This is a genomic window from Pseudomonas laurylsulfatiphila, assembly GCF_002934665.1.
GTDB lineage: Bacteria > Pseudomonadota > Gammaproteobacteria > Pseudomonadales > Pseudomonadaceae > Aquipseudomonas > Aquipseudomonas laurylsulfatiphila.
Map to the genome: position 1 here is coordinate 214,805 of NZ_NIRS01000006.1, position 22,508 is coordinate 237,312.

Annotated in this window: 21 protein-coding genes; 13 read left to right on the forward strand and 8 right to left on the reverse strand. The window is 59.4% G+C overall.

All coding sequences use genetic code 11. The features are described from left to right. Nucleotides 1-26 precede the first annotated feature (26 nt). The gene (locus CD175_RS23250; protein WP_104450612.1) at nt 27-1,376 is read right to left on the reverse strand and encodes a spinster family MFS transporter; all 1,350 of its coding nucleotides are present in this window, start codon (nt 1,374-1,376) and stop codon (nt 27-29) included. A 268-nt stretch (nt 1,377-1,644) separates the two neighbouring features. Between CD175_RS23250 and CD175_RS23255 the strand changes: the two genes are divergently transcribed. Further along, nucleotides 1,645-2,010, forward strand: a complete 366-nt coding sequence (locus tag CD175_RS23255) for a YkgJ family cysteine cluster protein (RefSeq protein WP_102701020.1) — start codon at nt 1,645-1,647, stop codon at nt 2,008-2,010. Nucleotides 2,011-2,156: 146 nt separating this feature from the next. Next, a complete protein-coding gene (locus CD175_RS23260; RefSeq protein ID WP_276309776.1) occupies nt 2,157-4,373 on the forward strand; it encodes a putative bifunctional diguanylate cyclase/phosphodiesterase in 2,217 nt (738 codons plus the stop codon). On the opposite strand, the gene CD175_RS23265 is transcribed toward CD175_RS23260, so the two are convergent. Further along, nucleotides 4,330-5,226, reverse strand: a complete 897-nt coding sequence (locus CD175_RS23265; RefSeq protein WP_104450614.1) for an NAD(P)-dependent oxidoreductase — start codon at nt 5,224-5,226, stop codon at nt 4,330-4,332. The genes CD175_RS23260 and CD175_RS23265 overlap by 44 nt on opposite strands. Before the next feature lie 195 nt (nt 5,227-5,421). Between CD175_RS23265 and CD175_RS23270 the strand changes: the two genes are divergently transcribed. Continuing rightward, nucleotides 5,422-7,617 carry a hypothetical protein gene (locus tag CD175_RS23270; protein WP_104450615.1) on the forward strand — a complete coding sequence of 732 codons (2,196 nt, stop codon included), beginning with the start codon at nt 5,422-5,424 and terminating at the stop codon, nt 7,615-7,617. 296 nt (nt 7,618-7,913) lie between these two features. On the opposite strand, the gene CD175_RS23275 is transcribed toward CD175_RS23270, so the two are convergent. Next, entirely contained in the window at nt 7,914-8,219 is a 306-nt protein-coding gene (locus tag CD175_RS23275) for a DUF2288 domain-containing protein (protein ID WP_102674187.1), read from the reverse strand. Nucleotides 8,220-8,569: 350 nt separating this feature from the next. Between CD175_RS23275 and CD175_RS23280 the strand changes: the two genes are divergently transcribed. The 5 genes from CD175_RS23280 (at nt 8,570) to CD175_RS23300 (ending at nt 13,572) form a co-directional block, all read left to right on the forward strand. Further along, nucleotides 8,570-9,697, forward strand: a complete 1,128-nt coding sequence (locus tag CD175_RS23280; protein WP_104450616.1) for a branched-chain amino acid ABC transporter substrate-binding protein — start codon at nt 8,570-8,572, stop codon at nt 9,695-9,697. Nucleotides 9,698-9,929: 232 nt separating this feature from the next. Next, nucleotides 9,930-10,853, forward strand: a complete 924-nt coding sequence (gene livH / locus CD175_RS23285; protein ID WP_104450617.1) for a high-affinity branched-chain amino acid ABC transporter permease LivH — start codon at nt 9,930-9,932, stop codon at nt 10,851-10,853. After that, the gene (locus CD175_RS23290; protein ID WP_104450618.1) at nt 10,850-12,106 is read left to right on the forward strand and encodes a high-affinity branched-chain amino acid ABC transporter permease LivM; all 1,257 of its coding nucleotides are present in this window, start codon (nt 10,850-10,852) and stop codon (nt 12,104-12,106) included. The genes livH and CD175_RS23290 overlap by 4 nt, the downstream gene beginning before the upstream one ends. After that, nucleotides 12,103-12,870, forward strand: coding sequence for a high-affinity branched-chain amino acid ABC transporter ATP-binding protein LivG (gene livG / locus CD175_RS23295; protein WP_104450619.1), 768 nt, complete (start codon nt 12,103-12,105; stop codon nt 12,868-12,870). The genes CD175_RS23290 and livG overlap by 4 nt, the downstream gene beginning before the upstream one ends. Continuing rightward, nucleotides 12,871-13,572 (forward strand): ABC transporter ATP-binding protein, encoded by a 702-nt coding sequence (locus tag CD175_RS23300; RefSeq protein ID WP_104450620.1) that lies wholly within the window; start codon nt 12,871-12,873, stop codon nt 13,570-13,572. 163 nt (nt 13,573-13,735) lie between these two features. Here CD175_RS23300 and CD175_RS23305 read toward each other — a convergent pair whose 3' ends face one another. After that, on the reverse strand, nt 13,736-14,644 hold the full coding sequence (locus tag CD175_RS23305) for a LysR family transcriptional regulator (RefSeq protein WP_104450621.1): 909 nt from the start codon (nt 14,642-14,644) through the stop codon (nt 13,736-13,738). A gap of 106 nt (nt 14,645-14,750) precedes the next feature. On the opposite strand from CD175_RS23305, the gene CD175_RS23310 reads away from it, so the two are divergent. Further along, nucleotides 14,751-15,350: a short chain dehydrogenase gene (locus tag CD175_RS23310; protein ID WP_104450622.1), complete on the forward strand. Its 600-nt coding sequence runs from the start codon at nt 14,751-14,753 to the stop codon at nt 15,348-15,350. 12 nt (nt 15,351-15,362) lie between these two features. Here CD175_RS23310 and CD175_RS23315 read toward each other — a convergent pair whose 3' ends face one another. Continuing rightward, nucleotides 15,363-15,719, reverse strand: coding sequence for a hypothetical protein (locus CD175_RS23315; RefSeq protein ID WP_104450813.1), 357 nt, complete (start codon nt 15,717-15,719; stop codon nt 15,363-15,365). Between the two features lie 173 nt (nt 15,720-15,892). Between CD175_RS23315 and CD175_RS23320 the strand changes: the two genes are divergently transcribed. Both CD175_RS23320 and CD175_RS23325 read left to right on the forward strand, forming a co-directional pair. Continuing rightward, nucleotides 15,893-16,561: a COG3650 family protein gene (locus CD175_RS23320; protein WP_104450623.1), complete on the forward strand. Its 669-nt coding sequence runs from the start codon at nt 15,893-15,895 to the stop codon at nt 16,559-16,561. Between the two features lie 95 nt (nt 16,562-16,656). Then, nucleotides 16,657-18,270: an NAD(P)/FAD-dependent oxidoreductase gene (locus CD175_RS23325; protein ID WP_104450624.1), complete on the forward strand. Its 1,614-nt coding sequence runs from the start codon at nt 16,657-16,659 to the stop codon at nt 18,268-18,270. 95 nt (nt 18,271-18,365) lie between these two features. Here CD175_RS23325 and CD175_RS23330 read toward each other — a convergent pair whose 3' ends face one another. After that, entirely contained in the window at nt 18,366-19,463 is a 1,098-nt protein-coding gene (locus CD175_RS23330) for a PLP-dependent cysteine synthase family protein (RefSeq protein ID WP_205886352.1), read from the reverse strand. A gap of 247 nt (nt 19,464-19,710) precedes the next feature. On the opposite strand from CD175_RS23330, the gene nhaA reads away from it, so the two are divergent. After that, the gene (gene nhaA, locus CD175_RS23335) at nt 19,711-20,898 is read left to right on the forward strand and encodes a Na+/H+ antiporter NhaA (RefSeq protein ID WP_104450626.1); all 1,188 of its coding nucleotides are present in this window, start codon (nt 19,711-19,713) and stop codon (nt 20,896-20,898) included. Between the two features lie 66 nt (nt 20,899-20,964). Here nhaA and CD175_RS23340 read toward each other — a convergent pair whose 3' ends face one another. Next, complete coding sequence (locus CD175_RS23340; protein WP_007971612.1) at nt 20,965-21,429, reverse strand: outer membrane lipoprotein; 465 nt, start codon at nt 21,427-21,429, stop codon at nt 20,965-20,967. 165 nt (nt 21,430-21,594) lie between these two features. On the opposite strand from CD175_RS23340, the gene CD175_RS23345 reads away from it, so the two are divergent. Continuing rightward, complete coding sequence (locus tag CD175_RS23345; protein ID WP_104450627.1) at nt 21,595-21,831, forward strand: hypothetical protein; 237 nt, start codon at nt 21,595-21,597, stop codon at nt 21,829-21,831. A 5-nt stretch (nt 21,832-21,836) separates the two neighbouring features. Here CD175_RS23345 and pdxH read toward each other — a convergent pair whose 3' ends face one another. Beyond that, a complete protein-coding gene (gene pdxH / locus CD175_RS23350; RefSeq protein ID WP_104450628.1) occupies nt 21,837-22,484 on the reverse strand; it encodes a pyridoxamine 5'-phosphate oxidase in 648 nt (215 codons plus the stop codon). Nucleotides 22,485-22,508 lie beyond the last annotated feature (24 nt).

The following is a 22,508-nucleotide window of genomic DNA, read 5'->3' on the forward strand; positions in this document are numbered from 1 at the left end:
GGGAGCGAGCCTGCTCGCGAAGGCGGTTAAGCAGTCACCACAGAACCTTCAGGTTCAACCACCGCCACCAACCCTTCCTTCATCCGCTTGGCATCGCGCACAAAGCACCGCGAAGCCAGGAACAGAAACACTACGGTGAACAACAGCGCCACCGGAATCAGGTACATCGCGTCATGCAGGCCAACCGCCTTGAACGCTTCGGTCATCTGCTCGGCGCTGGCGGCGAGCATCGCCGTGTGGGCGAAGTGATCGGACAAGGCCCCGACCACCACCGGCCCCAGGCCACCGCCCAACAGGTACAGCCCGGCAAAGAACAGCGCCATGGCCGTCGCCCGCAACCGCGGTTCGACCACGTCCTGAATCGCCGTGTACACGCAGGTGTAGAAGTTGTAGGCGAACAGCCAACCGACACTGAATACGGCGACGAACACACCGATCTCGATTCGCCCGGAATGCAGCGCCCACGCGGTGCAGATCGTCGAAATCACCAGACTGAAGGCGGCAAACAATAGCCGCCCGTTGGCGACCCGCTGGTGAATCTTGTCCGCGATCCAGCCACCGAGGGTCAGGCCGACCAAACCGGTCACACCGACAATAACCCCGGTCGCCACTGCGGCTTCCTGCAACGGCATGAGGAAGTAGCGTTGCAGCATCGGCACCAGAAACGAATTGCAGGCATAGGTGGCGAAGTTGAAACACAGGCCCGCCATCACCAGCCACAGGAAAGTCGGCACAGCCAATACCCGACGGATCGGTCGATCGATCTTTGCCTGCGACACCTGAACGCTCTCGGCGGCACCGCGTTTCGGTTCCTTGATGAAAAACATGAAGATCGCCAGGACCAGCCCGGGCACCGCTGCGATAAAGAACGGCGCGCGCCAGCTATCGAAGGCCTTGACCATCGCGCCGATGGTGAAGAACGCCAGCAACAGCCCCAACGGCAGCCCCAGCATGAAGATGCCCATGGCCCGTGCCCGTCGGTGCGCCGGAAACAAATCGCCGATCAGCGAGTTGGCGGCTGGCGCATAACTGGCCTCACCGATGCCAACGCCCATGCGCACGATCAGGAAGCTCCAGAAACTGCCCACCATGCCGTTGACGGCCGTCAACCCGCTCCACACCGCGAGTCCCCAGCCCATCAGCTTGCTGCGCGAGCCGGTATCGGCCATGCGCCCCAGCGGCAAGCCGGCAATGGCGTAGACGATGGTGAATGCCGTACCGATGATCCCCAACTGGAAATCACTGAGGTGCCATTCCATGCGAATGGGTTCGATGATGATGGCCGGGATGGTGCGGTCGAAAAAATTGAACAGGTTGGCCAGGAACAACAGGAACAGGATGCGCCAGGCATTGGCCGCTTGGGTCGAGTTCTGCATGGGTCCGTCTCTTTTATTGTTTTTGGGGCGTCACTGCCCCCGGACTTTGCAATCTAGACAGGCCGGCCACACCTGTCTTTCATTATTCGCCAGGCTGATACCTAACCATGGTGCACAACCTGTGGGAGCTTTCGCAGGGCGGGTATTTTGCAGCTCGTCCGACCCATGAAAAATACCGCTCGCCCCCCCTTCCCAAGCCGTTGCCGAAGCCTAGAATAGCGGCCTTGATTCCCCCCTGCGTCTCCACTCCTCCTTACGATAATCGCCCATGTCCGAAGCCAGTCCGTGTCTGAATTGCGGTGCCTGCTGTTCTCATTTCCGCGTGTCATTTTTCTGGGGTGAGTGCGCCTCGTCCGGGGGGACGGTACCCGATGAGCTTGTCGAGCAGATCAGCCCCAGCCGGGTCGCGATGATCGGCACCGGCTGCAAACCCGTGCGCTGCACCAGCCTGGTCGGAGACGTGGGCAGTACGGTTCAGTGCTCGATTTACGAAAAACGCTCCAGCACCTGCCGAGAGTTCGACGCTTCATGGGTCGATGGCCAGGCCAATCCCGATTGCGACGCGGCCCGTGCCGCATTTGGCTTGCCGGCCCTGCAACCGGTGTTCGAGACACCTCAGAAGCAAATCGCCTGAGTAATAGCGCCAATCGCTATTAGGTTAATGTCAAAATATTTGGCACCAATGTGCCACTACTGCTTGCGCTCCATCCATGCCCTCTATACTCCATGACATTCGCTGGCGCTCTTGCACCGGCCCGAGGGATAACGATGGGGCATGCTATGGAGTGGCTTGGTCTGCATTTCATTACCGAGCTACCAGAGAGTGGGCAGGTCATACTCAATTGCACACATGACCCTTTTCTGGTGCTGCTGGCTTATCTGGTCGCCTGTGTCGGCTGTTTCGCGACACTGGACATGGCCGAACGGGTGGCCCACGCTGAAAAAACCGCGTCCCAAACGCGCTGGCGCTGGGTGGGCAGCGGTTGTCTGGCGGGCGGTATCTGGGCCATGCACTTCGTCGGGATGCTGGCATTCCAGGCGCCTGTCGACCTTCACTACCAACTGCCTGTCACGGTGTTCTCGCTAACCATCGCACTGCTCGCCGCGTGGCTGGCCATGCATACCCTCAGCCTTCCCGAGCTGAGTTTTCGACAGTGCCTCACGTCATCGATCGGGATCGGCCTGGGTATCGCGACCATGCATTACGTGGGCATGACGGCCATGCACTCCAACGCGTCGGTCTATTACCATCCGGGCCTGTTTGCCCTTTCCATCGCGATCGCGATCGGTGCCGCGCTGGCAGCCCTGTTGCTGGCATGGTATCTGCGCAACGGCGCCGGGATGCTGCATCAACTCTTCAAATACTGCGCCAGCCTGTTGCTCGGGGCTGGCATCCTGAGCATGCACCTCACGGCCATGGCCGCCTTCAACCTGGTGTTGCCCAACGACAGCCTGCCAGCGCAAACCGGCGAACACAGCCATCTGCAACTGGCGCTGACCGTGACGGTCATGACCCTGCTGATCATCGGGAGCAGCATCAGCGCGGCACTGGCGGACAAGAAACTGCAACACAAGGACCACGACCTGCAGCGGGTCAACTCCCTGCTCAGCCAACTGGACCAGGCGCGCATGTCGCTGCAGCAGGTGGCGCACTACGACGCGCTGACCAACCTGATCAATCGTCGCGGGTTCAACCAGATCTTCGCCGAAAAACTCACCGAGAAAACCAACGAAGGCGGGATGCTGGCAGTCCTGTTCCTCGACATCGACCATTTCAAGCGGATCAACGACAGCCTTGGCCACGATGCCGGAGACGAACTGCTCAAAGTGCTTGCCGCGCACATCAAGAGCTCGGTTCGCAGTCACGAGGATGTGGTCGCACGCTTCGGCGGCGACGAGTTCTGCCTGCTCATCGACCTGCATGATCGTGACGAAGCGCGACAGTTGGCCCAACGCATCATGCTGAAAATGAAGGAGCCCATCGAACTGGCCGGCAGGCGCATGGTGATGACCACCAGCATCGGTATCAGCCTGTTTCCGGAAGACGGCAAGACCTGTGAGGAACTGTTGAAGAACGCCGACCTCGCGCTGTATCAGTCCAAGGGCAGCGGCCGCAACGGGTTGAATTTTTTCAGTGCCAACCTGAAAACCCGCGCCACGCTCGAGCTGCAACTGGAAGAAGAGTTGCGCCACGCCCTGCGTGAAGACACCGGCCTGATGCTCTATTACCAACCGATCTATGACCTCAAGACCGGTCAGGTCAGCAAGCTCGAAGCCTTGATCCGCTGGCAACACCCGGTCCACGGATTCCTCGTGCCGGATCGCTTTATCGCCATCGCCGAGGCCAATGGCCTGATCGCCGAGCTGGACAACTGGGTGCTGCGCAAAGCCTGCGAGGATCTGGGCGAGTTGTCGCGCCAAGGTTGTGAAGACCTCAAGATCGCGGTGAATTGTTCGCCCCTGAACCTGGCGCGCGAAGAACTGGCCGATGAGATCGAGTACGCGTTGCGGGCCGCCGGTGTCGAGCCCCATCGGCTGGAGCTGGAAGTCACGGAAAACGCCTTGATGGGCAATATCGCCAACACACTGGTGTTGCTGCAGCAGATACGCGCCCTCGGCGTATCGCTGTCGATCGATGACTTCGGCACCGGCTATTCATCCCTGGCCTACCTCAAGCGCTTGCCGCTCAACACGCTGAAAATCGACCGTTCGTTCATCCAGGACATTCCCAAGGCGACCCAGGACATGGAAATTGTCCAGGCCATTATCGTCATGGCCCATACCCTGCAACTGCAAGTGGTCACCGAAGGGGTCGAAACCTTCGAGCAATACCAGTTCCTGGAGGACCATGGCTGTGACTTCGTTCAGGGCTATTTGCTCAGTCGGCCAGTGCCGCTGACCGAGTTACTCCCGGTGCTGAACGAAATCAACCAGCGCAAGCACACCTACACGGTCACGGCGCTGAGTCTGGCGCACGGTACATCTGCACTAATGTAGACGGGTCTTTTTCAAGAAAACCCTGACTCCCGTGCAGGCGCATCAACTGTGCGGCCAGACCGCTGATCGGTGTCGCCGAGCCCTGCTCACGGGAGAACTTCACCGCGGCATCCAGATCCTTGAGCAAGGTGCGCACGTGCCACTTGATCGGTTCGAAGCGGTTTTCAGCCATTTGCGGGGCCAGGAACTGCAAGGGTTTCGAATCGGCAAAGCCGCCGGCCAGCGCTTCGGCGATCAGGCTTGCATCAACCCCGGAACGTTCCGCCAGCGCGACCACTTCGGCAATCACCAATGCATTGCAGGCGACGATCATCTGATTGCACGCCTTGGTCACCTGCCCTGCCCCGACACCGCCCATGTGCGTCACACGTTGCCCCAGGTTCGACAGGACAGGCCGAACCCGTTCCAGATCCTGTGCGTCACCACCGGCCATGATCGCCAGGCTTCCGGCTTCTGCACCGACCACGCCACCGGACACCGGCGTGTCGAGCCAGCCCATGCCGGTTCTACCGGCTAGGTCTGCGGCCATCTCCCGCGTGGCGTTAGGCTCCAGGCTGGAAAAGTCCACCAGCAGCTGGCCTTTTCTTGCCCCCTCGACAATGCCTGCCGGACCAAACACTACCTCGCGCACGACTGCCGTATCCGCCAGGCACAACATCACCACGTCAGCGTGCTGGCACAGTTCGGCCGGGCTGGCGACCTGGCGTGCGCCAGCCTCGACCAGTGGTTTGCACTTGTCCGGATTGCGATTCCATACCGCCAGCGGATAACCCGCGGCCAGCAGTCGCCGGCACATCGGCAACCCCATCAGGCCGATCCCGGCAAACCCCAGCGAAGGTAGCATTGACATCATTTAGCCTCCTTTTGATTAAAGATCGCCAAATACTGGCCGATTCATCATGACTTGGGAAAGGATTCCCCCGAGCAATGCTCAGGCCAAAGACCAAGGCATGGTCCAGGTGCGCGCTGAAAAAAGACGCGATTCCATTCCGTGACGGGTCGACGACAGTGAGTCGGCCAACCAATCAGCCCAGGTAGATGGCGAACAATGACTTCTAAAAACAACCCGGCCACTGCGGTAACCGATCTGACGTTGAGCCCCGCGGCCAACAGCCCGTCATCACCGAAGCCATTGGTTCAATCCCGCCCGTTGGCGACCCAGCAATACCTCTACTTCACCGAAACCAACACCGACCGCATCCTCGATAACCTCGACGGCCTGCGCGACATGGTGTTCCCGCGCCCACCGCACCTGGAAGGCGACAGCGAACAGCACAGCGACCAGGAGTTCCCCTCGGTGTGCCTGATCGGCCTGGGCCGCTGCGGCTCGAACATTGCGCTGGACGTGGCAGAACTGGTGTACAACGCCCGCAAGTTCTACCTCAACGAATTCAACAACGAAGATCGCCTGTCACCGGACAAGCGCTTTGCCGAAAAGGGCTACAGCCCGGCCCAGTGGATCCGCAACAACCTGCGCCTGGGTCAGAACAAGAACACCAAACCGGTGTTTCTGGTCGAGCCGCTGGTGATGCTCGGCGACCTGGACAAGGACATCGCCGGACGCATCCGCTTCTCGCGCAAGGGCGAAAAAAGCGGCTTCCTGCGCGACTACAGCAAAATGAAAATCATGGACTTGTCGGAAGTCCACGCCGGTGGCGCCGGTAACGCGCCGATCCTCGGCCAGTACCTGGCCAAGATCATCCTGAACAAGGACACCCAGCGTTTCTCCAGCCCTGACTGGAAAATGATTCACTCGTACCTGATCGACAGCTGCGGCATCAAGGCCAACCAGTCGCGCCTGTATTTCTCGATCTTCAGTGCCGGCGGCGGTACCGGTTCGGGCATGGCCTCGGAATTCGGCCTGGCCCAGCAGCACTCGTACATGAACAAGACGTTCGACACCAAACCGATGGACGAGCATGACAGCAAGAGCGGCCACTCCTTCGTCTTCGAACCGATCTTCACCAGCGGCATCTGTGTACTGCCGAACATTTCCGACCACCGCAGTGAAATGTCCGAGGCGCTGCACATCAACGCCGGTCGCCTGCTGTGCAAATACCTCTCGGAAGAGTGGGACTTCTCCTACAACTTCGCCAACGAAGACAGCAGCGAAGCCAGCGTCATGGGCCGCATCCGCCCATGGAACGCGATGATGCTGATTTCCAACGACATCATGCGTTACGCCGAAGAGAACGATGACGGCAATATCCAGAACATTGATGTCAATGCCATGGAAAAGCACGCCAACCAGTACATCTCGCAGCAGATATTCAACATTCTGACGGCTCAGGCGGTCACCACCGACTACGACCAGAACTACTTCCGTCGGGCCGGCATCGACATCGGCGAAACCATTCGCCTGGACGCCAACGACCTGTTCATGAGCCTGGCCGGCCCGGTGGCGATTGCCTATGCCGAGTCCGTGGTGCCGGAAACTCCGCCGCCAAGCAGCGACAAGTTCAAGGTGTTCGAGAAAGAGCCGGCGCGCCTGAACATCGATGACCTGTTTTTCCGTTCGATCGACCTGCCGCACTTCAACAAGGTCACCCAGGCCATCGAAGGCATCAGCCTGTTGCCGATCGAGTCCAAGCGCTATCGCGCGTCGCTTGAGCAGTACAAGAACTCGGGGTACGACGCGGCGGCCCTGCACGACCTGCACTTCTTCAAGAATTGCTCGTCGGTGGTGTCGATTGTTTCCTTGCCGAAGGACTACAAGCTGTCCTACATGGACCTGAACCGGTTGAAGACCCACCTCAACAGCCTGTTCCCCAACACCACGCTCAAGCGCTACGCGCTGGTGATCGGTGCCTCGGCCAACCTGTCCCTGACCACTCTGATCGCCAAGAGTCCGTGCCTGTCGGACGATTTCCTGACACTGATCGTAGCCTTTATCAAACGCTGCTTTGCGAAGAATCCGTACCGCTTCGACGAGACTCTGGATAACTCGATCCTGGACTTCATCATCAACGAACAGTTCGATGAAGACCGGATCGACGAGTTGCTCAACGAATTCGAGAATCCGGCGAAGATCCTTGATACCAACTGGTACGCGATCAAGCCGATGTACGAGAAGAAGTACCGTGAACTGATCAACGACAAGGACAAGTTCGTTTCGATCAACGACATCCGCCTGTCCCGGGACTGCGTGAAGAAATCGATCAAGTACCTGCGCGAGATCTATCGTCACCGCATCGGCAAGACCAAGGTTATTTCGCTGAATAACCATACGGGCAAGACTGCTTAACAAGACGGGAAAATTCGTCGCCGCCATCGCGAGCAAGCTCGCTCCCACAGGGATCGCATTCGTTCAGAGAGAACGCGGTCAACTGTGGGAGCGAGCTTGCTCGCGATGGCGGCCTTGAATTCACTGCAAATCCACATCCAGAAACAATTGAGCAGCTGTTCAGTTGCCCTCCCAACTGTTCCCGTTACGTTTACGTCACCGTGAGGCTGTGGCCTTTCTCTACGGCAACATGCCATCACGCTACTCGGCTACACACTTTCCTGCGGGAAAGGAGCGCACCAAGCCGGTGCAACCTTTTAAACCTGCGCCCTTTCCTGGATCAGAATCCACGGCGAAACAACCACCGCCCACAACTGCGGATCACGTTCAAAAAGATCCAGCGCCCGCGTTTCAGACAGCTTGGCGAGCTTGTCAGCAGCCAGCCAGGCAGCCACTTTCTCCCCCTCATCCTGGGCCACGGCCTCGGCGGCGGCGATCAGATCCAGGCCAGGATCGACCCACAATAGGGCACCCTTGGCGAAGAACGGCTCCAGCTCTTTCCAGGTAATAGATGCGGTTTCACCAAGCAGCTTGGCATAGAGGGTGCTAGGTTCTTGATTCATGGGACTGTCCGGAAAAGAAATCGACGCAGATGATAACGTCGGTGGACTGGCAGAAAAACCCGGATGCAATTGAGTGACCGAAATGAAAAGCGCAGGAAAGCCAGGGAATGCACTGAATCCGGCTATAAGCCCCTCAACGCCCCGCCGCAATTCTGTCTTTTTCTTTCAATAAAGCGACACTTGCAGGTTTTGCCCCTCGGCGCTGCCTTCCCAGGCTGACAATCGGCGCTCTACACTGTACCGGTACAGTTGCCGAGGGGCTTTTCCGGGGAATGTCGTAGATATCTGACCCGGTTCTGCTGCTTTCGGCGCCAGGACTATAAAAACTACAACAGTAAGAGTGGAGCACTATGACTAAGGCTACTAAGCAGATTTCCAAACTGTTTGCCGCTATGGTTCTGGCCGGGGTTGCCAGCCATTCGTTCGCAGCTGACACCATCAAGATCGGCATCGCCGGCCCTAAAACCGGTCCTGTAGCCCAATACGGCGACATGCAGTTCAGCGGCGCCAAAATGGCCATTGAACAGATCAACTCCAAGGGCGGCGTAGACGGCAAGAAACTCGAAGCCGTTGAATACGATGACGCCTGTGATCCAAAACAAGCGGTAGCGGTCGCGAACAAAGTCGTCAACGACGGCGTCAAGTTCGTGGTCGGCCACCTGTGCTCCAGCTCCACTCAACCGGCTTCGGACATCTACGAAGACGAAGGCGTGATCATGATCACCCCGGCTGCCACCAGCCCGGACATCACCGCCCGTGGTTACAAAATGGTCTTCCGCACCATCGGTCTGGACAGCGCCCAGGGCCCTGCCGCCGGTAACTACATTGCCGACTTCGTAAAACCGAAGATCGTTGCTGTCCTGCACGACAAACAGCAATACGGTGAAGGCATCGCCACTGCCGTGAAGAAAACTCTGGAAGGCAAAGGCGTGAAAGTCGCTGTGTTCGAAGGCATCAACGCCGGCGACAAAGACTTCTCCTCGATGATCGCCAAGCTCAAGCAAGCCAACGTCGACTTCGTTTACTACGGCGGCTACCACCCTGAGCTGGGTCTGATCCTGCGTCAATCCCAGGAAAAAGGCCTGAAAGCCAAATTCATGGGTCCGGAAGGCGTGGGTAACGACTCCATTTCGCAGATCGCCAAGGAGGCTTCCGAAGGCCTGCTGGTGACCCTGCCGAAATCCTTCGACCAGGATCCGGCCAACATTGCCCTGGCTGACGCGTTCAAAGCCAAGAAAGAAGACCCGAGCGGTCCGTTCGTGTTCCCGGCCTACTCGGCTGTGGAAGTGATCGCCGAGGGCATCAAGGCGGCCAAGTCCGAAGACTCCGCCAAAGTGGCTGAAGCCATCCACAAAGGCACCTTCAAGACCCCTACCGGCGACCTGAGCTTCGACGAGAAAGGCGACCTGAAAGACTTCAAATTTGTGGTTTACGAGTGGCACTTCGGCAAACCTAAAACTGAAGCCAAGCCTCAGTAAGGCGTTGCCTGACTGACTGCCAATAAAGCCCACGGCGTGCCGTGGGCTTTGTTTTACGAACGTATTGGGCCGCGCTGGCGTGATCCGCCAGTCTCCCCACCTGAAAATCTCAAAACCGTCATCAGCGGTTCGCTGGCAAACCCCGAATTCGAAGTGGATGCAGATCCACGGGGCTCGGGCGGGAAAATGACTCCACCAGTGAAATGCGTATCAGGTTTTTAGGAGCGCTGTAATGCCTGACATCTATCACTTTTTCCAACAGCTGGTTAATGGCATGACCATTGGCAGCACGTATGCCCTGATCGCCATCGGCTATACGATGGTTTACGGCATCATTGGAATGATCAACTTCGCCCACGGCGAGGTGTACATGATTGGCTCCTACGTGGCGTTCATCGCCATCGCCGGGCTGGCCATGCTGGGACTCGACAGTGTTCCGCTGTTGATGACCGCTGCTTTCCTGGCGACCATCGTCGTCACCAGTGCCTACGGTTACAGCATCGAACGGATCGCTTACCGCCCCCTGCGCGGCAGCAACCGTCTGATCCCGCTGATTTCTGCCATCGGCATGTCGATCTTCCTGCAGAACACCGTTCTGCTGGCGCAAGACTCCAAGGACAAATCCATCTCCAACCTGATTCCGGGCAACTTTGCCTTTGGGCCAGGTGGTGCACATGAAGTGCTGATTTCCTACATGCAAATCGTGGTGTTCGTGGTGACCTTTGTCGCCATGCTCGGCCTGACGCTGTTCATCTCCCGTTCTCGCCTGGGTCGCGCCTGCCGCGCCTGTGCCGAAGACATCAAGATGGCCAACCTGCTGGGTATCAACACCAACAACATCATCGCCCTGACCTTCGTCATCGGTGCCGCGCTGGCGGCCATCGCAGCCGTGCTGCTGAGCATGCAATACGGCGTGATCAACCCGAACGCCGGTTTCCTGGTCGGCCTCAAGGCCTTCACCGCAGCAGTACTGGGCGGTATCGGCAGCATTCCGGGCGCCATGCTCGGCGGGCTCGTTTTGGGTGTGGCGGAAGCCTTTGGTGCCGATATCTTCGGCGACCAGTACAAGGACGTCGTGGCGTTCGGCCTGCTGGTTCTGGTGTTGTTGTTCCGGCCAACCGGCCTGCTGGGCCGTCCGGAGGTTGAGAAGGTATGACTAGGAATCTTAAACAAGCGCTCTTCAGCGCTTTGCTGGTGTGGGCCGTGGCCTACCCGGTACTCGGTCTGAAGCTGACCATCGTCGGCATCAACCTCGAAGTTCATGGCACCAGCGACGCCACCCTGATCACCATCGCGGTGTGCTCGGTACTGATGTTTCTGCGGGTATTGTTCGACCAGCAGATCAGCTCGGCCTGGCGTTCTTCGCCAAGCATGCCGCTTATGCCGGCCAAGGCCAGTAACTTCCTGACCCTGCCGACCACTCAGCGCTGGATCATCATCGCGCTGATCGCCGGTGCCCTGGTCTGGCCGTTCTTCGGCTCTCGCGGTGCGGTGGATATCGCCACGCTGGTGTTGATCTATGTGATGCTCGGCCTCGGCCTGAACATCGTGGTCGGCCTGGCCGGTCTGCTCGACCTCGGTTACGTCGGTTTCTATGCCGTCGGCGCCTACAGCTACGCGCTGTTGTCGCATTACTACGGCCTGAGCTTCTGGATCTGCCTGCCGATTGCCGGTCTGATGGCGGCCACTTTCGGCTTCCTGCTGGGCTTCCCGGTGCTGCGCTTGCGTGGTGACTACCTGGCGATCGTGACCCTGGGCTTCGGTGAAATCATCCGCCTGTTCCTGCGTAACCTGACCGACATCACCGGCGGCCCGAACGGCATCAGCAATATCGAAAAGCCGACGTTCTTCGGCCTGACCTTCGAACGTAAAGCCGCTGAAGGCCTGCAGACGTTCCACGAGTACTTCGGCCTGGAATACAACTCGATCAACAAGGTGATTTTCCTTTACCTGGTCGCATTGTTCCTGGCGCTGTTCGCACTGTTCGTCATCAATCGCTTGCTGCGCATGCCCCTGGGTCGTGCCTGGGAAGCGCTGCGTGAAGATGAAATCGCCTGCCGTGCGTTGGGTCTGAACCCGACGATCATCAAGCTTTCAGCTTTCACCCTGGGCGCCTGCTTCGCCGGTTTCGCCGGCAGCTTCTTCGCCGCGCGTCAGGGCCTGGTGACACCGGAGTCCTTCACTTTCATCGAGTCGGCGACCATTCTCGCCATCGTCGTGTTGGGCGGCATGGGCTCGCAATTGGGCGTGGTGCTCGCAGCCACGGTGATGATCCTGTTGCCGGAAATGATGCGTGAGTTCAGTGAGTACCGCATGTTGATGTTCGGCGCCTTGATGGTGCTGATGATGATCTGGCGTCCTCAAGGTCTGCTGCCCATGCAACGTCCTCACATGGAGCTGCGCAAATGAGCCGCGAGATCCTGAAAGTAGAAAATTTGAGTATGCGTTTCGGCGGCTTGCTGGCGGTCAACGGCGTAGCCCTGAGCGTGAAGGAAAAACAGGTCGTGGCACTGATCGGCCCCAACGGCGCCGGCAAGACCACTGTGTTCAACTGCCTGACCGGTTTCTACAAACCGAGTGGTGGCAGCATCCTGCTGGACGGCGAATCGATCGAAGGCCTGCCCGGCCACAAAATCGCCCTCAAAGGTGTGGTGCGGACCTTCCAGAACGTGCGGCTGTTCAAGGACATGACAGCAGTCGAGAACCTCTTGATCGCCCAGCACCGTCACTTGAACACCAACTTCCTGTCCGGCCTGTTCAAGACCCCGGCGTTCCGCAAAAGCGAACGCGAGGCCATGGAATACGCCGAGTACTGGCTGGAAAAGGTCAACCTCAAGGAGTTCGCCAACCGTCCGGCCGGCACCCTGGCCTACGGTCAGCAACGTCGCCTGGAAATCGCCCGCTGCATGATGACCCGTCCGCGGATCCTCATGCTCGACGAACCCGCCGCAGGCCTGAACCCGAAGGAAACCGAAGACCTCAAGGCGCTGATCAGTGTGCTGCGTGAAGAGCACAACGTGACCGTCCTGCTGATCGAACACGACATGAAACTGGTCATGAGCATTTCCGACCACATCGTCGTGATCAACCAGGGTACGCCCCTGGCCAACGGCACGCCGGAACAGATCCGCGACAATCCTGAAGTGATCAAAGCCTACCTGGGGGAAGCGTAAATGCTGCAGTTCGAAAACGTTTCCACCTTCTATGGCAAGATCCAGGCCCTGCACAGTGTCAACGTCGAAGTCCGCCAGGGCGAGATCGTGACCCTGATCGGCGCCAACGGTGCCGGCAAGTCCACGCTGCTGATGACGCTTTGCGGTTCGCCGCGCGCCCACAGCGGCAGCATCCGCTACATGGGTGAGGAACTGGTCGGCCAGGACTCTTCGCACATCATGCGCAAGAGCATTGCCGTGGTGCCGGAAGGTCGTCGGGTGTTTTCCCGGCTGACCGTGGAAGAAAACCTGTCGATGGGCGGTTTTTTCACCGCCAAGGGCGACTATCAGGAACAGATGGACAAGGTCCTAGGACTTTTCCCACGCCTGAAAGAGCGCTTCAACCAGCGTGGCGGCACCATGTCCGGCGGCGAACAGCAAATGCTCGCCATCGGCCGTGCACTGATGAGCAAGCCCAAGCTATTGCTGCTCGACGAGCCATCGCTAGGTCTGGCACCGATCATCATCCAGCAGATCTTCGACATCATCGAACAGCTGCGCAAGGACGGTGTGACGGTGTTTCTGGTCGAGCAAAACGCCAACCAGGCACTGAAAATCGCTGACCGCGCCTACGTTCTGGAGAACGGCCGGGTAGTGATGCAAGGCACCGGTGAAGCGCTGCTGACCGACCCGAAAGTGCGCGAAGCGTATCTCGGTGGCTGAGCCTTTGCGGTGAACAAGAAAACGGCCTTTGCGGGCCGTTTTTTTTATGCCTGCGAATACGATCCTTGTAGGAGCTGCCGCAGGCTGCGATCTTTTGACTTTGATCTTTTAAGATCAAAAGATCGCAGCCTGCGGCAGCTCCTACAAGGGTCCGTGTGTGGGTTCAAAGTCGATCCAACGCCTCCCCACTACGCTTGAACCAGCCTATCAAATAATCCGCCAGCACCTGCGTACGCTTGGGCAATCCGCCCTGATACGGATGCACCAGGTACATCGGCATGCTGCGGGTCTGATAATCGCGCAGCAGCCATCGCAAACGCCCGTCCGCCAGCTCCGCTGGCAAACAGTAGGACGGCAGGCGTGCAATACCGGCGCCGACCAGCGCGGCTTTCTTCAACAAGTTGTAGTGGTTGCTGGCGAATGGCCCCGACACCCGCACCCGCAACAACTCATGCTGCTGGTGATACAGCCATTCTTCGCGGCCGCTGTAATGGCTGTTGAGCAGGCAGCGATGTTCGGCCAGTGCCTGGGGTGTTTGCGGTTCACCGTATTGTTCCAGATAAGCCGGGCTGGCACAGGTTAGTTCCTGCCACGCCAGCAACGGGCGCGCGACCAGTCTCTGGTCAAGGGCCACGTCTGAGCGAATCGCCAGGTCGAATCCGTCTCGGGACAATTCGCGGTAGCTGTTGTTGAGCTCCAGCTCGATCTGCACCTGGGGATATTTGGCGGAAAATTCCAGCAGCAGACCATCGAAGAAGGTTTCCCCGAGCGACACCGGCACCGTCATCCGCACCGGCCCGGACATATCGTCCTTCAAACGCGCAAGAGCCTGGCGCGCCCGCTCGACTTGCACCACCAGCGCCCGGGCCTGGGGTAACAACGCTGCGCCAGCGGCGGTCAGGCTCAAACGGCGAGTGGTACGTTGCAACAGCACCACGGAAAACTGCGCTTCCAGCTGGCTGATGCGCTTGGACAGTTGGCCTTTGCTGCAACCGAGCTGCTGCGCCGCCAGGGTGAAACTTCCCGCTTCGATCAATACGGCAAACGCGGCCAGGTCATCCATCTCGCTCATGGATTGTTTCCATTTGAAAACCAAAGGTTGCCTATTAGCGCGCTTATCTACAAAAAAAACCACCCTACACTGATACCTCGTTCAACCCATACGAGGATCAACCCCCATGAAAATTCTTTTGATCGGCGCAAACGGCACCATCGGTTCGGCAGTCGACAAGGAACTGTCGCAACGCCACGAAATCATCCGGATTGGCCGCAACAGCGGCGATTTTCAGGTGGACATCAGCGACAGCGCCTCGATCCGCAAATTGTTCGAGCAGACCGGCAAGTTCGATGCCCTGGTGTGCGCCGCTGGCAACGTGACCTTCGCACCGCTCAACGAGATGACCGAAGAAAGCTTTGCCCTGGGCCTGAAAGACAAGCTCATGGGCCAGGTCAATTTGCTGTTGATCGGCCGCGACTTCGCCAATGACGGTGCCTCGTTCACCTTCACTACCGGCGTACTCAGCCACGACCCGATTCGCAGTGGCGTCTCGGCGGCGCTGGTCAACGGTGCACTGGACAGCTTCGTTCGCGCTGCCGCCATCGAGCTGCCGCGCGGCCTGCGGGTGAATTCGATCAGCCCCAACGTCCTCGTCGAAGCCATGGGCAAATACGCGCCGTACTTCCGTGGCTTCAAGCCGGTGCCTGCAGTAGATGTGGCCTTAGCCTACGCCAAAAGCGTAGAAGGCCTGCAAACGGGTCAGACCTTTCACGTAGGCTGAGTCGGTTCAAGCTCAATCAACCAACGTGGGCAATAGGTCTTTGGCGATGGCTTTCGGGATGGACACCTGGAACTGCGCGCCCAAGGCCGATTGCACTGTTGCCGTAGAGATCTTCCAGCCATTGATCGACAGCGTCAATTTCTGGCCTATCGACTCATGGGTAATGCGCTGCATATGCTCAGCTGCTTCAGGACTGAGCGTGACATTCATTTCAAATGCCGAATGAAGTCTGTCGTGGTCCTTCAACAGCAACTCCATCCGGGTGAAGTCGGTTGCCGAAGACAAATTGATCTCGGCAGCGTGACTGCCCGTGGCCCCCGTCATCACCATCAGAAACAACCCGATCTTCCAGCCCATTGCCTGTTTCATGTCCGCCCCCTGCAAAAAAGCGGCAGCTTACCTCTGGCATCCTGAGACTCGGCATTGGAATAATTCACAAGATGTTGCCGCAAATCGCCATTCACCGTGCCAGAGACCCACTCCAGCCTTGTGATGAACGGTCAGCCTGAGTAACGTGACGGCACTTGTCAGGAGACCCCAAGATGCGTGTTGCCCGTTCCTTAGTCCTCGTTGCCCTGCTTCCGCTGTTCGCCGCTTGCCAGTTGTTCGAGGGTGAGCGGCAGAACGCCTCCCATGTCGGCCAGACACGCATGCAAGGCCAGTTGATCGCGGCGGACGGCAAACTAGTGTTCCAGCCGTGTAACCAGGTAAACCGCTACGTGGTCAACGACACCGGCGGTACCAGTGTCCTGCAGCAGGCCGCCAGCCTGGCGGACAAGCAAAGCAAGCTGTTTGCCGACGTGCGCGGACGGGTTGTGGCCGGCAGCGGTGGTGACGGCCAGCTCGATCTGGAGCAGTTGTACCGCGTCGAGCGCTCGGGCAACGCGTGTGAGGATCCGAATTTCAAGCTGCTGATCCTGCGCGCCGCCGGCCACACCCCGGAGTGGAGCGTGAAAGTCAGCGGCAAAGGCATGGTCCTCGACCGGGCCGGACAGCCACCCTTGGCCGTACCTTACGTCGAAGAGCAACTGGGCGATGGCCGTTTCAACCTCAGCACCGAAGCCAACAACCAGCACATCGAACTGTGGGTTGCACCGCAACGCTGCGTCGACAGCAGCACCGGCAGCATCCAGCACATGAGCGCCGAGCTGCGCATCGACGGTCAGGTACAACGCGGCTGCGGGTATTTCGGCGGATCGCGCGACGACTGATCGTTTAAGCCTCACGGGCCTGCGCCTTTGAGGCTTATAATCGCGGGTTTCAAACGCCCTGGCGCAGTTGTGCGCCCCGCGAACCGGATCCCGCCATGTTACGAATCACCGAACTCAAGTTGCCGATCGACCATCCCGATGAAGACCTGCGCCCTGCCATCGTGCAGCGCTTAGGGCTCGCCAGCGATGATCTGCTCGACTTCACCTTGTTCAAGCGCAGCTACGATGCGCGTAAAAAGTCCTCCGAGCTGTGCTTCATCTACACCATCGACCTTGAAGTTCGCGACGAGGCGGCGGTGCTGCACACATTCGCCGATGACCGTAACGTCAACGTGGCGCCGGATGTCAGCTATAAAATGGTTGGCCAGGCACCGTCCGACCTGAGCGCACGTCCGATCGTCGTCGGCTTCGGTCCGTGCGGGATTTTCGCCGGGCTGCTGCTGGCGCAAATGGGCTTCAAGCCGATCATCCTCGAACGCGGCACCGAAGTCCGCCAACGCACCAAGGACACCTGGGGCCTGTGGCGCAAAAGTGTGCTCAACCCGGAATCCAACGTGCAATTCGGCGAAGGCGGCGCGGGGACGTTCTCCGACGGCAAGCTCTACAGCCAGATCAAGGACCCGAAGTTCCTCGGTCGCAAGGTCCTGCACGAATTCGTCAAGGCCGGCGCACCGGAAGAAATCCTCTACGTCAGCAAGCCACACATCGGTACGTTCCGTCTGACCGGCGTGGTGGAAAACATGCGTGAGCAGATTCGCGCCCTGGGCGGCGAAGTGCGCTTCCAGCAGCGTGTCACCGACGTGTTGATCGAAGACGGCCAACTGGTCGGCGTCGAGCTCAATGGCGGCGAACAGATCCATTCGAAGCACGTGATTCTGGCCCTCGGCCACAGTGCACGCGATACCTTCCGCATGCTCCACGGCCGTGGCGTGTACATGGAGGCCAAGCCTTTCTCGGTGGGTTTCCGTATCGAGCACCCGCAGTCGCTGATTGACCGCGCACGGCTGGGCAAGTACGCCGGACACCCGAAACTCGGCGCCGCCGACTACAAACTGGTGCACCACGCCAAGAACGGCCGTTCGGTCTACAGCTTCTGCATGTGCCCGGGCGGCACCGTAGTGGCGGCGACGTCCGAGCCGAACCGCGTGGTCACCAATGGCATGAGCCAGTACTCGCGTAACGAGCGCAATGCCAACTCAGGGATCGTTGTCGGCATCACCCCGGAAGTCGATTATCCGGGCGGCCCGCTCGCCGGTATCGAACTGCAGGAACGCCTGGAATCCCACGCCTTTGTGCTGGGCGGCAGCAACTACGAAGCCCCGGCGCAACTGGTCGGCGATTTTATCGCGGGCAAACCGTCCACCGAACTGGGCAGCGTCGAGCCGTCCTACAAGCCAGGCGTTGCCCTGGGTGATCTGGCCCTGGCACTGCCGGCGTTCGCCATCGAAGCGATTCGCGAAGCCTTGCCGGCGTTCGAGAAGCAGATTCGTGGTTATTCGCTACACGACGCGGTGTTGACCGGCATCGAGACCCGCACCTCCTCGCCGCTGCGTATTACCCGCAATGAGTCGATGCAGAGCCTGAACGTGAAAGGCTTGTTCCCGGCCGGCGAAGGTGCCGGTTATGCGGGCGGGATTCTGTCGGCGGGTGTGGACGGGATTCGGATTGCCGAGGCTGTGGCTCGGGATATCCTTGGCCTGGAGGTTTAAGGTTTAAAGCAAAAGATCGCAGCCTCCGGCAGCTCCTACAGGGGATGGTGTAAATCCTGTAGGAGCTGCCGGAGGCTGCGATCTTTTCATTTCTGTCAGATATTGGCGCGCAGCACGCTCGCCGGCAGCGGCTCACCCCGCTCCACCGTCGCCGCGACCGCAGCCATCAAACCACTCAACTCATAGCCCTGGGCCTTGAGCCACTGCAGATCGTAATAGGTCGTGGCGTAGCGTTCGCCGCTGTCACACAGAATCGCCACCATCGACCCCGTCTCCCCTGCCGCTTTCATATGCTGAGCGGCCATCAAGGCGCCGATCAGATTGGTCCCGCTCGACCCGCCCACATGACGCCCCAGGCGTTCCGCCAGGTAGTGCATGGCCGCCAGTGACAGGGCATCCGGCACCTTGACCATGGCGTCGATCACCTTGGGCAGAAACGACGCTTCCACACGCGGCCGGCCGATGCCCTCGATGCGCGAACCGTGGTCCAGTCGCAGGCTGGCATCGCCAGTCTGGTAGTAATCAAAGAACACCGAACGCTCGGCATCGGCACACAGCACGCGGGTGCAATGCTGACGATAACGCACGTAGCGACCCAGTGTGGCCGTGGTGCCTCCGGTACCGGGGCTGGAAATCAGCCAGCTCGGCTCGGGATGCTGCTCGAATCGCATCTGCTGAAAAATCGACTCGGCAATGTTGTTGTTCGCTCGCCAGTCGGTGGCGCGCTCGGCGTAGGTGAACTGATCGATGAAGTGCCCGTCGTGCTCACGAGCCAGGCGCTCGGATTCGGCGTAGATCTGGGTCGGGTCGTCGACCAGATGACTTTGGCCACCGTAGAAGGCGATCTGCGCGATCTTTTCCTTTGAGGTCGTTGCCGGCATCACCGCAATGAACGGCAAGCCCAGCATGCGCGCAAAGTACGCCTCGGAGATCGCCGTGGACCCGCTGGAAGCCTCAATGACCGGCGCACCGGGTTTGAGCCAGCCGTTACACAGCGCATACAGGAACAGCGAACGGGCCAGGCGGTGCTTGAGGCTGCCCGTGGGGTGGCTGGACTCATCCTTGAAATACAACTCGATGCCCGGAAAACCCGGGAGCGGCAAGGGGATCAAGTGGGTGTCGGCGCTGCGCTGGAAATCGGCTTCGATGATCCGGATCGCCTCGCGGGACCACTGTCGATTGTCGCTCATGATGGTTTTCTCGTTGAATCGGGCAGGAGTTGGCCTTTGTACGAGGCCCATCCAACAAGCTTAGGAAAAATCCTGCATCCGGCACAGGTACAGCTGAGATCCAATACGTCCGACAACTGCTAGGCTCAGCTCGCTGGCGACGGATCACTCTGTAACGGGATATAACAAAAAAGAATATAACTTTTGTTTTAACAACTAACGGTACTTGTTAGGGTGTAACACCTTTTGAATTCACAGATGGAGAGCGACCTTGCCTCTGCGTAGCACTTTCACGCGTTTCTTTCAGTTGGAAGCTGCCAGCGGTCTGTTACTGATCGCCGCTGCCGTTCTGGCTCTGATCATCAACAACTCACCGCTGTCGTGGCTGTACAACGGCCTGCTGGACACTCCGGTGGTGGCCCAGATCGGCGCACTGAAAATCGCCAAGCCGTTGCTGCTATGGATCAACGACGGCCTGATGGCGCTGTTCTTCCTGCTGATCGGCCTGGAAGTGAAGCGCGAAGTCCTCGACGGCCAGTTGTCCAAGCCTTCGCAAATCGTCCTGCCTGGCGCGGCGGCCATTGGCGGCATGGTGGTGCCGGCGCTGATCTACTGGTACCTCAACCGCGACACGCCACCGGCCCTCAACGGCTGGGCTATCCCGACCGCGACCGACATTGCCTTTGCCCTTGGCGTGCTGGCGCTGCTTGGCAAACGGGTTCCGGTCTCGCTGAAACTGTTCCTGATGACCCTGGCGATCATCGACGACCTCGGCGCGATCATCATCATTGCGATCTTCTATTCCGGTGCGCTGTCGACCCTGTCCTTGGCGCTGGCCGCAGCCTGTATTGCGGCGCTGATCGGGATGAACCGGCTTGGTGTAGTCAAGCTCGGGCCGTACATGATCATTGGCCTGATCCTCTGGGTCTGCGTGCTCAAGAGCGGTGTCCACGCTACGCTGGCCGGCGTGACCCTAGCCTTCTGCATTCCGCTGCGCACAAAAAATGCCGAGCCTTCGCCACTGCTGAGCCTGGAACACGCCCTGCACCCGTGGGTCGCCTACGGCATCCTGCCGCTGTTCGCCTTCGCCAACGCCGGCCTGTCCCTGAGCGGCGTCACCGTCGAAAGCTTCACTCATCACGTTCCCATGGGCATCGCCATCGGGCTGCTGCTGGGCAAGACTGTCGGTGTCTTCGGCCTGACCTGGCTGGCCGTGAAAACCGGTATCGCCGCCCTGCCCCAAGGCGCCAATTGGGGCCAGATACTGGGCGTAGCGATTCTCTGCGGTATCGGTTTCACCATGAGTCTGTTTGTCGGCTCGCTGGCCTTTGAACCGGGCGTTAGTGATTTCGCCGGAATGGATCGCATGGGGATCCTGACCGGTTCGATTCTTGCCGCGCTGATCGGCTATGCGGTGACGGCGATGGCGAGTCGCAAGAGCTCCGGTCTGGCCCCCTGATAAACCGCGAAAACAAAAAACCCGATCAGTCACCTGATCGGGTTTTTGTTTATCCGGTGTTTGCGCTTAGTGCGAAACGCGGCTGGTGCCATTCACACTGGCGATGCGCACACGCTCGCCAACACGGAACACTTCGTTCGGCTGAACTTCCTGAACGTAGGCGCGCATGCTGCCATCGTCTTCGCGCACGGTGATTTCCACGCCCTGGGTGCGGGTCATGCCCTCTTCTGCGGCCGAACCGATCAGGCCGCCAGCGACTGCGCCGATGACCGCAGCAACGATACTGCCTTTGCCGCCACCGATGGCGCTGCCGCCAACGCCGCCAACCACTGCGCCGGCAGCGCCGCCGATCGGGGTTTTGGTGCCTTCGATTTTCACCGGGCGCAATGCTTCGATGGTACCCATGCGAACGGTCTGCACGCGACGCGCCTCGTCACGGGAGTAGGAGTCACCGGTCAGGCTCGATTGGCAACCAGTGAGCAACATCGCCATCGTGGAAAAGGAAGCAACCAGCAGAACAGACTTACGCATAGCATCAACTCCAAAGAAACAGATGTTCATTAAACCCCGCAGCTTGACGCCTGTCACGGCACCGCCCGGGTAAAATTGCTTTGATTCAGGCTCCGTTAAGGTGCCTCCACGAACTCACACAGTAGCGGCAAAATCGGAAAACTGCCCCACCGGCCAAGGATTTTCATGGACTACTTTATCATTTTCGTTACTACCGTCGCTGGACTGTACTTCCACTGGTGGCTGTACGTGCGGATCAAACGCTGGATGGACCGCGACCTGGCGCTAGCGCTGGCGGGCAAGGACGAGCAGAAAAAGGCCTTCATGCTCGAACAGTTGGCGAGTGCCCAGACGCAGAAAATCAAGCGTCGAGACCTGCCGAAGTGGCTGGAGGCCGCTGAGGCAGGCTATCCCGATCGGTAGACTGCTCAGGGTGCCAGACGTTCAAGAATCCAGTTGGCGCCCTGCTGGCGGTAATTGAGGCGGTCGTGCAGGCGGCTTGGGCGGCCCTGCCAGAACTCGATGCGCTCCGGCAACAGGCGATAACCGCCCCAGTGTTCCGGGCAATGGGGCTGGGTGTCGCTGAAACGTTGCTCGGTGTCCTTGAGCAGCGCTTCGAGCTCGCCACGATCGGCGATCACCCGGCTCTGCGGCGATGCCCAGGCCCCCAGGCGACTGCCCAATGGACGGACCTGATAATAGGCGTCGGACTCCTCGGGCGTCACTTTCACCACCCGCCCTTCGATGCGCACCTGGCGCTCCAGCGCCGGCCAGAAAAACGTCATGGCCGCGAACGGATTCGCGGCCAGGTGCTGGCCCTTGGCGCTTTCGTAGTTGGTGAAAAAGGTGAAGCCCTGCTCGTCCAGGCCCTTGAGCAACAGAATGCGACAGTGCGGTCGACCGTCCTGGTCGACGGTGGCCAGGGTCATGGCGTTGGCTTCTACCGGCGCCTGCTCGGTTTTCACCGCGTCGGCGAACCACTGGTGGAACAGCGCAAACGGCTCGGCCGGGGCTTGTGCCTCGGTCAGGCCGTCACGGGTGTAGTCACGACGCATATCAGCCAGGCCCTGGGTCATGGCGCATTCCTTTTGGTTAACGAA

Bases quoted from the DNA above. Each gene is read 5' to 3' on its own strand.
- CD175_RS23250 (WP_104450612.1), bottom strand. From the start codon at position 1,376: ATGCAGAACTCGACCCAAGCGGCCAATGCCTGGCGCATCCTGTTCCTG.
- CD175_RS23255 (WP_102701020.1), top strand. From the start codon at position 1,645: ATGTCCGAAGCCAGTCCGTGTCTGAATTGCGGTGCCTGCTGTTCTCAT.
- CD175_RS23260 (WP_276309776.1), top strand. From the start codon at position 2,157: ATGGAGTGGCTTGGTCTGCATTTCATTACCGAGCTACCAGAGAGTGGG.
- CD175_RS23265 (WP_104450614.1), bottom strand. From the start codon at position 5,226: ATGATGTCAATGCTACCTTCGCTGGGGTTTGCCGGGATCGGCCTGATG.
- CD175_RS23270 (WP_104450615.1), top strand. From the start codon at position 5,422: ATGACTTCTAAAAACAACCCGGCCACTGCGGTAACCGATCTGACGTTG.
- CD175_RS23275 (WP_102674187.1), bottom strand. From the start codon at position 8,219: ATGAATCAAGAACCTAGCACCCTCTATGCCAAGCTGCTTGGTGAAACC.
- CD175_RS23280 (WP_104450616.1), top strand. From the start codon at position 8,570: ATGACTAAGGCTACTAAGCAGATTTCCAAACTGTTTGCCGCTATGGTT.
- livH (WP_104450617.1), top strand. From the start codon at position 9,930: ATGCCTGACATCTATCACTTTTTCCAACAGCTGGTTAATGGCATGACC.
- CD175_RS23290 (WP_104450618.1), top strand. From the start codon at position 10,850: ATGACTAGGAATCTTAAACAAGCGCTCTTCAGCGCTTTGCTGGTGTGG.
- livG (WP_104450619.1), top strand. From the start codon at position 12,103: ATGAGCCGCGAGATCCTGAAAGTAGAAAATTTGAGTATGCGTTTCGGC.
- CD175_RS23300 (WP_104450620.1), top strand. From the start codon at position 12,871: ATGCTGCAGTTCGAAAACGTTTCCACCTTCTATGGCAAGATCCAGGCC.
- CD175_RS23305 (WP_104450621.1), bottom strand. From the start codon at position 14,644: ATGAGCGAGATGGATGACCTGGCCGCGTTTGCCGTATTGATCGAAGCG.
- CD175_RS23310 (WP_104450622.1), top strand. From the start codon at position 14,751: ATGAAAATTCTTTTGATCGGCGCAAACGGCACCATCGGTTCGGCAGTC.
- CD175_RS23315 (WP_104450813.1), bottom strand. From the start codon at position 15,719: ATGAAACAGGCAATGGGCTGGAAGATCGGGTTGTTTCTGATGGTGATG.
- CD175_RS23320 (WP_104450623.1), top strand. From the start codon at position 15,893: ATGCGTGTTGCCCGTTCCTTAGTCCTCGTTGCCCTGCTTCCGCTGTTC.
- CD175_RS23325 (WP_104450624.1), top strand. From the start codon at position 16,657: ATGTTACGAATCACCGAACTCAAGTTGCCGATCGACCATCCCGATGAA.
- CD175_RS23340 (WP_007971612.1), bottom strand. From the start codon at position 21,429: ATGCGTAAGTCTGTTCTGCTGGTTGCTTCCTTTTCCACGATGGCGATG.
- CD175_RS23345 (WP_104450627.1), top strand. From the start codon at position 21,595: ATGGACTACTTTATCATTTTCGTTACTACCGTCGCTGGACTGTACTTC.
- pdxH (WP_104450628.1), bottom strand. From the start codon at position 22,484: ATGACCCAGGGCCTGGCTGATATGCGTCGTGACTACACCCGTGACGGC.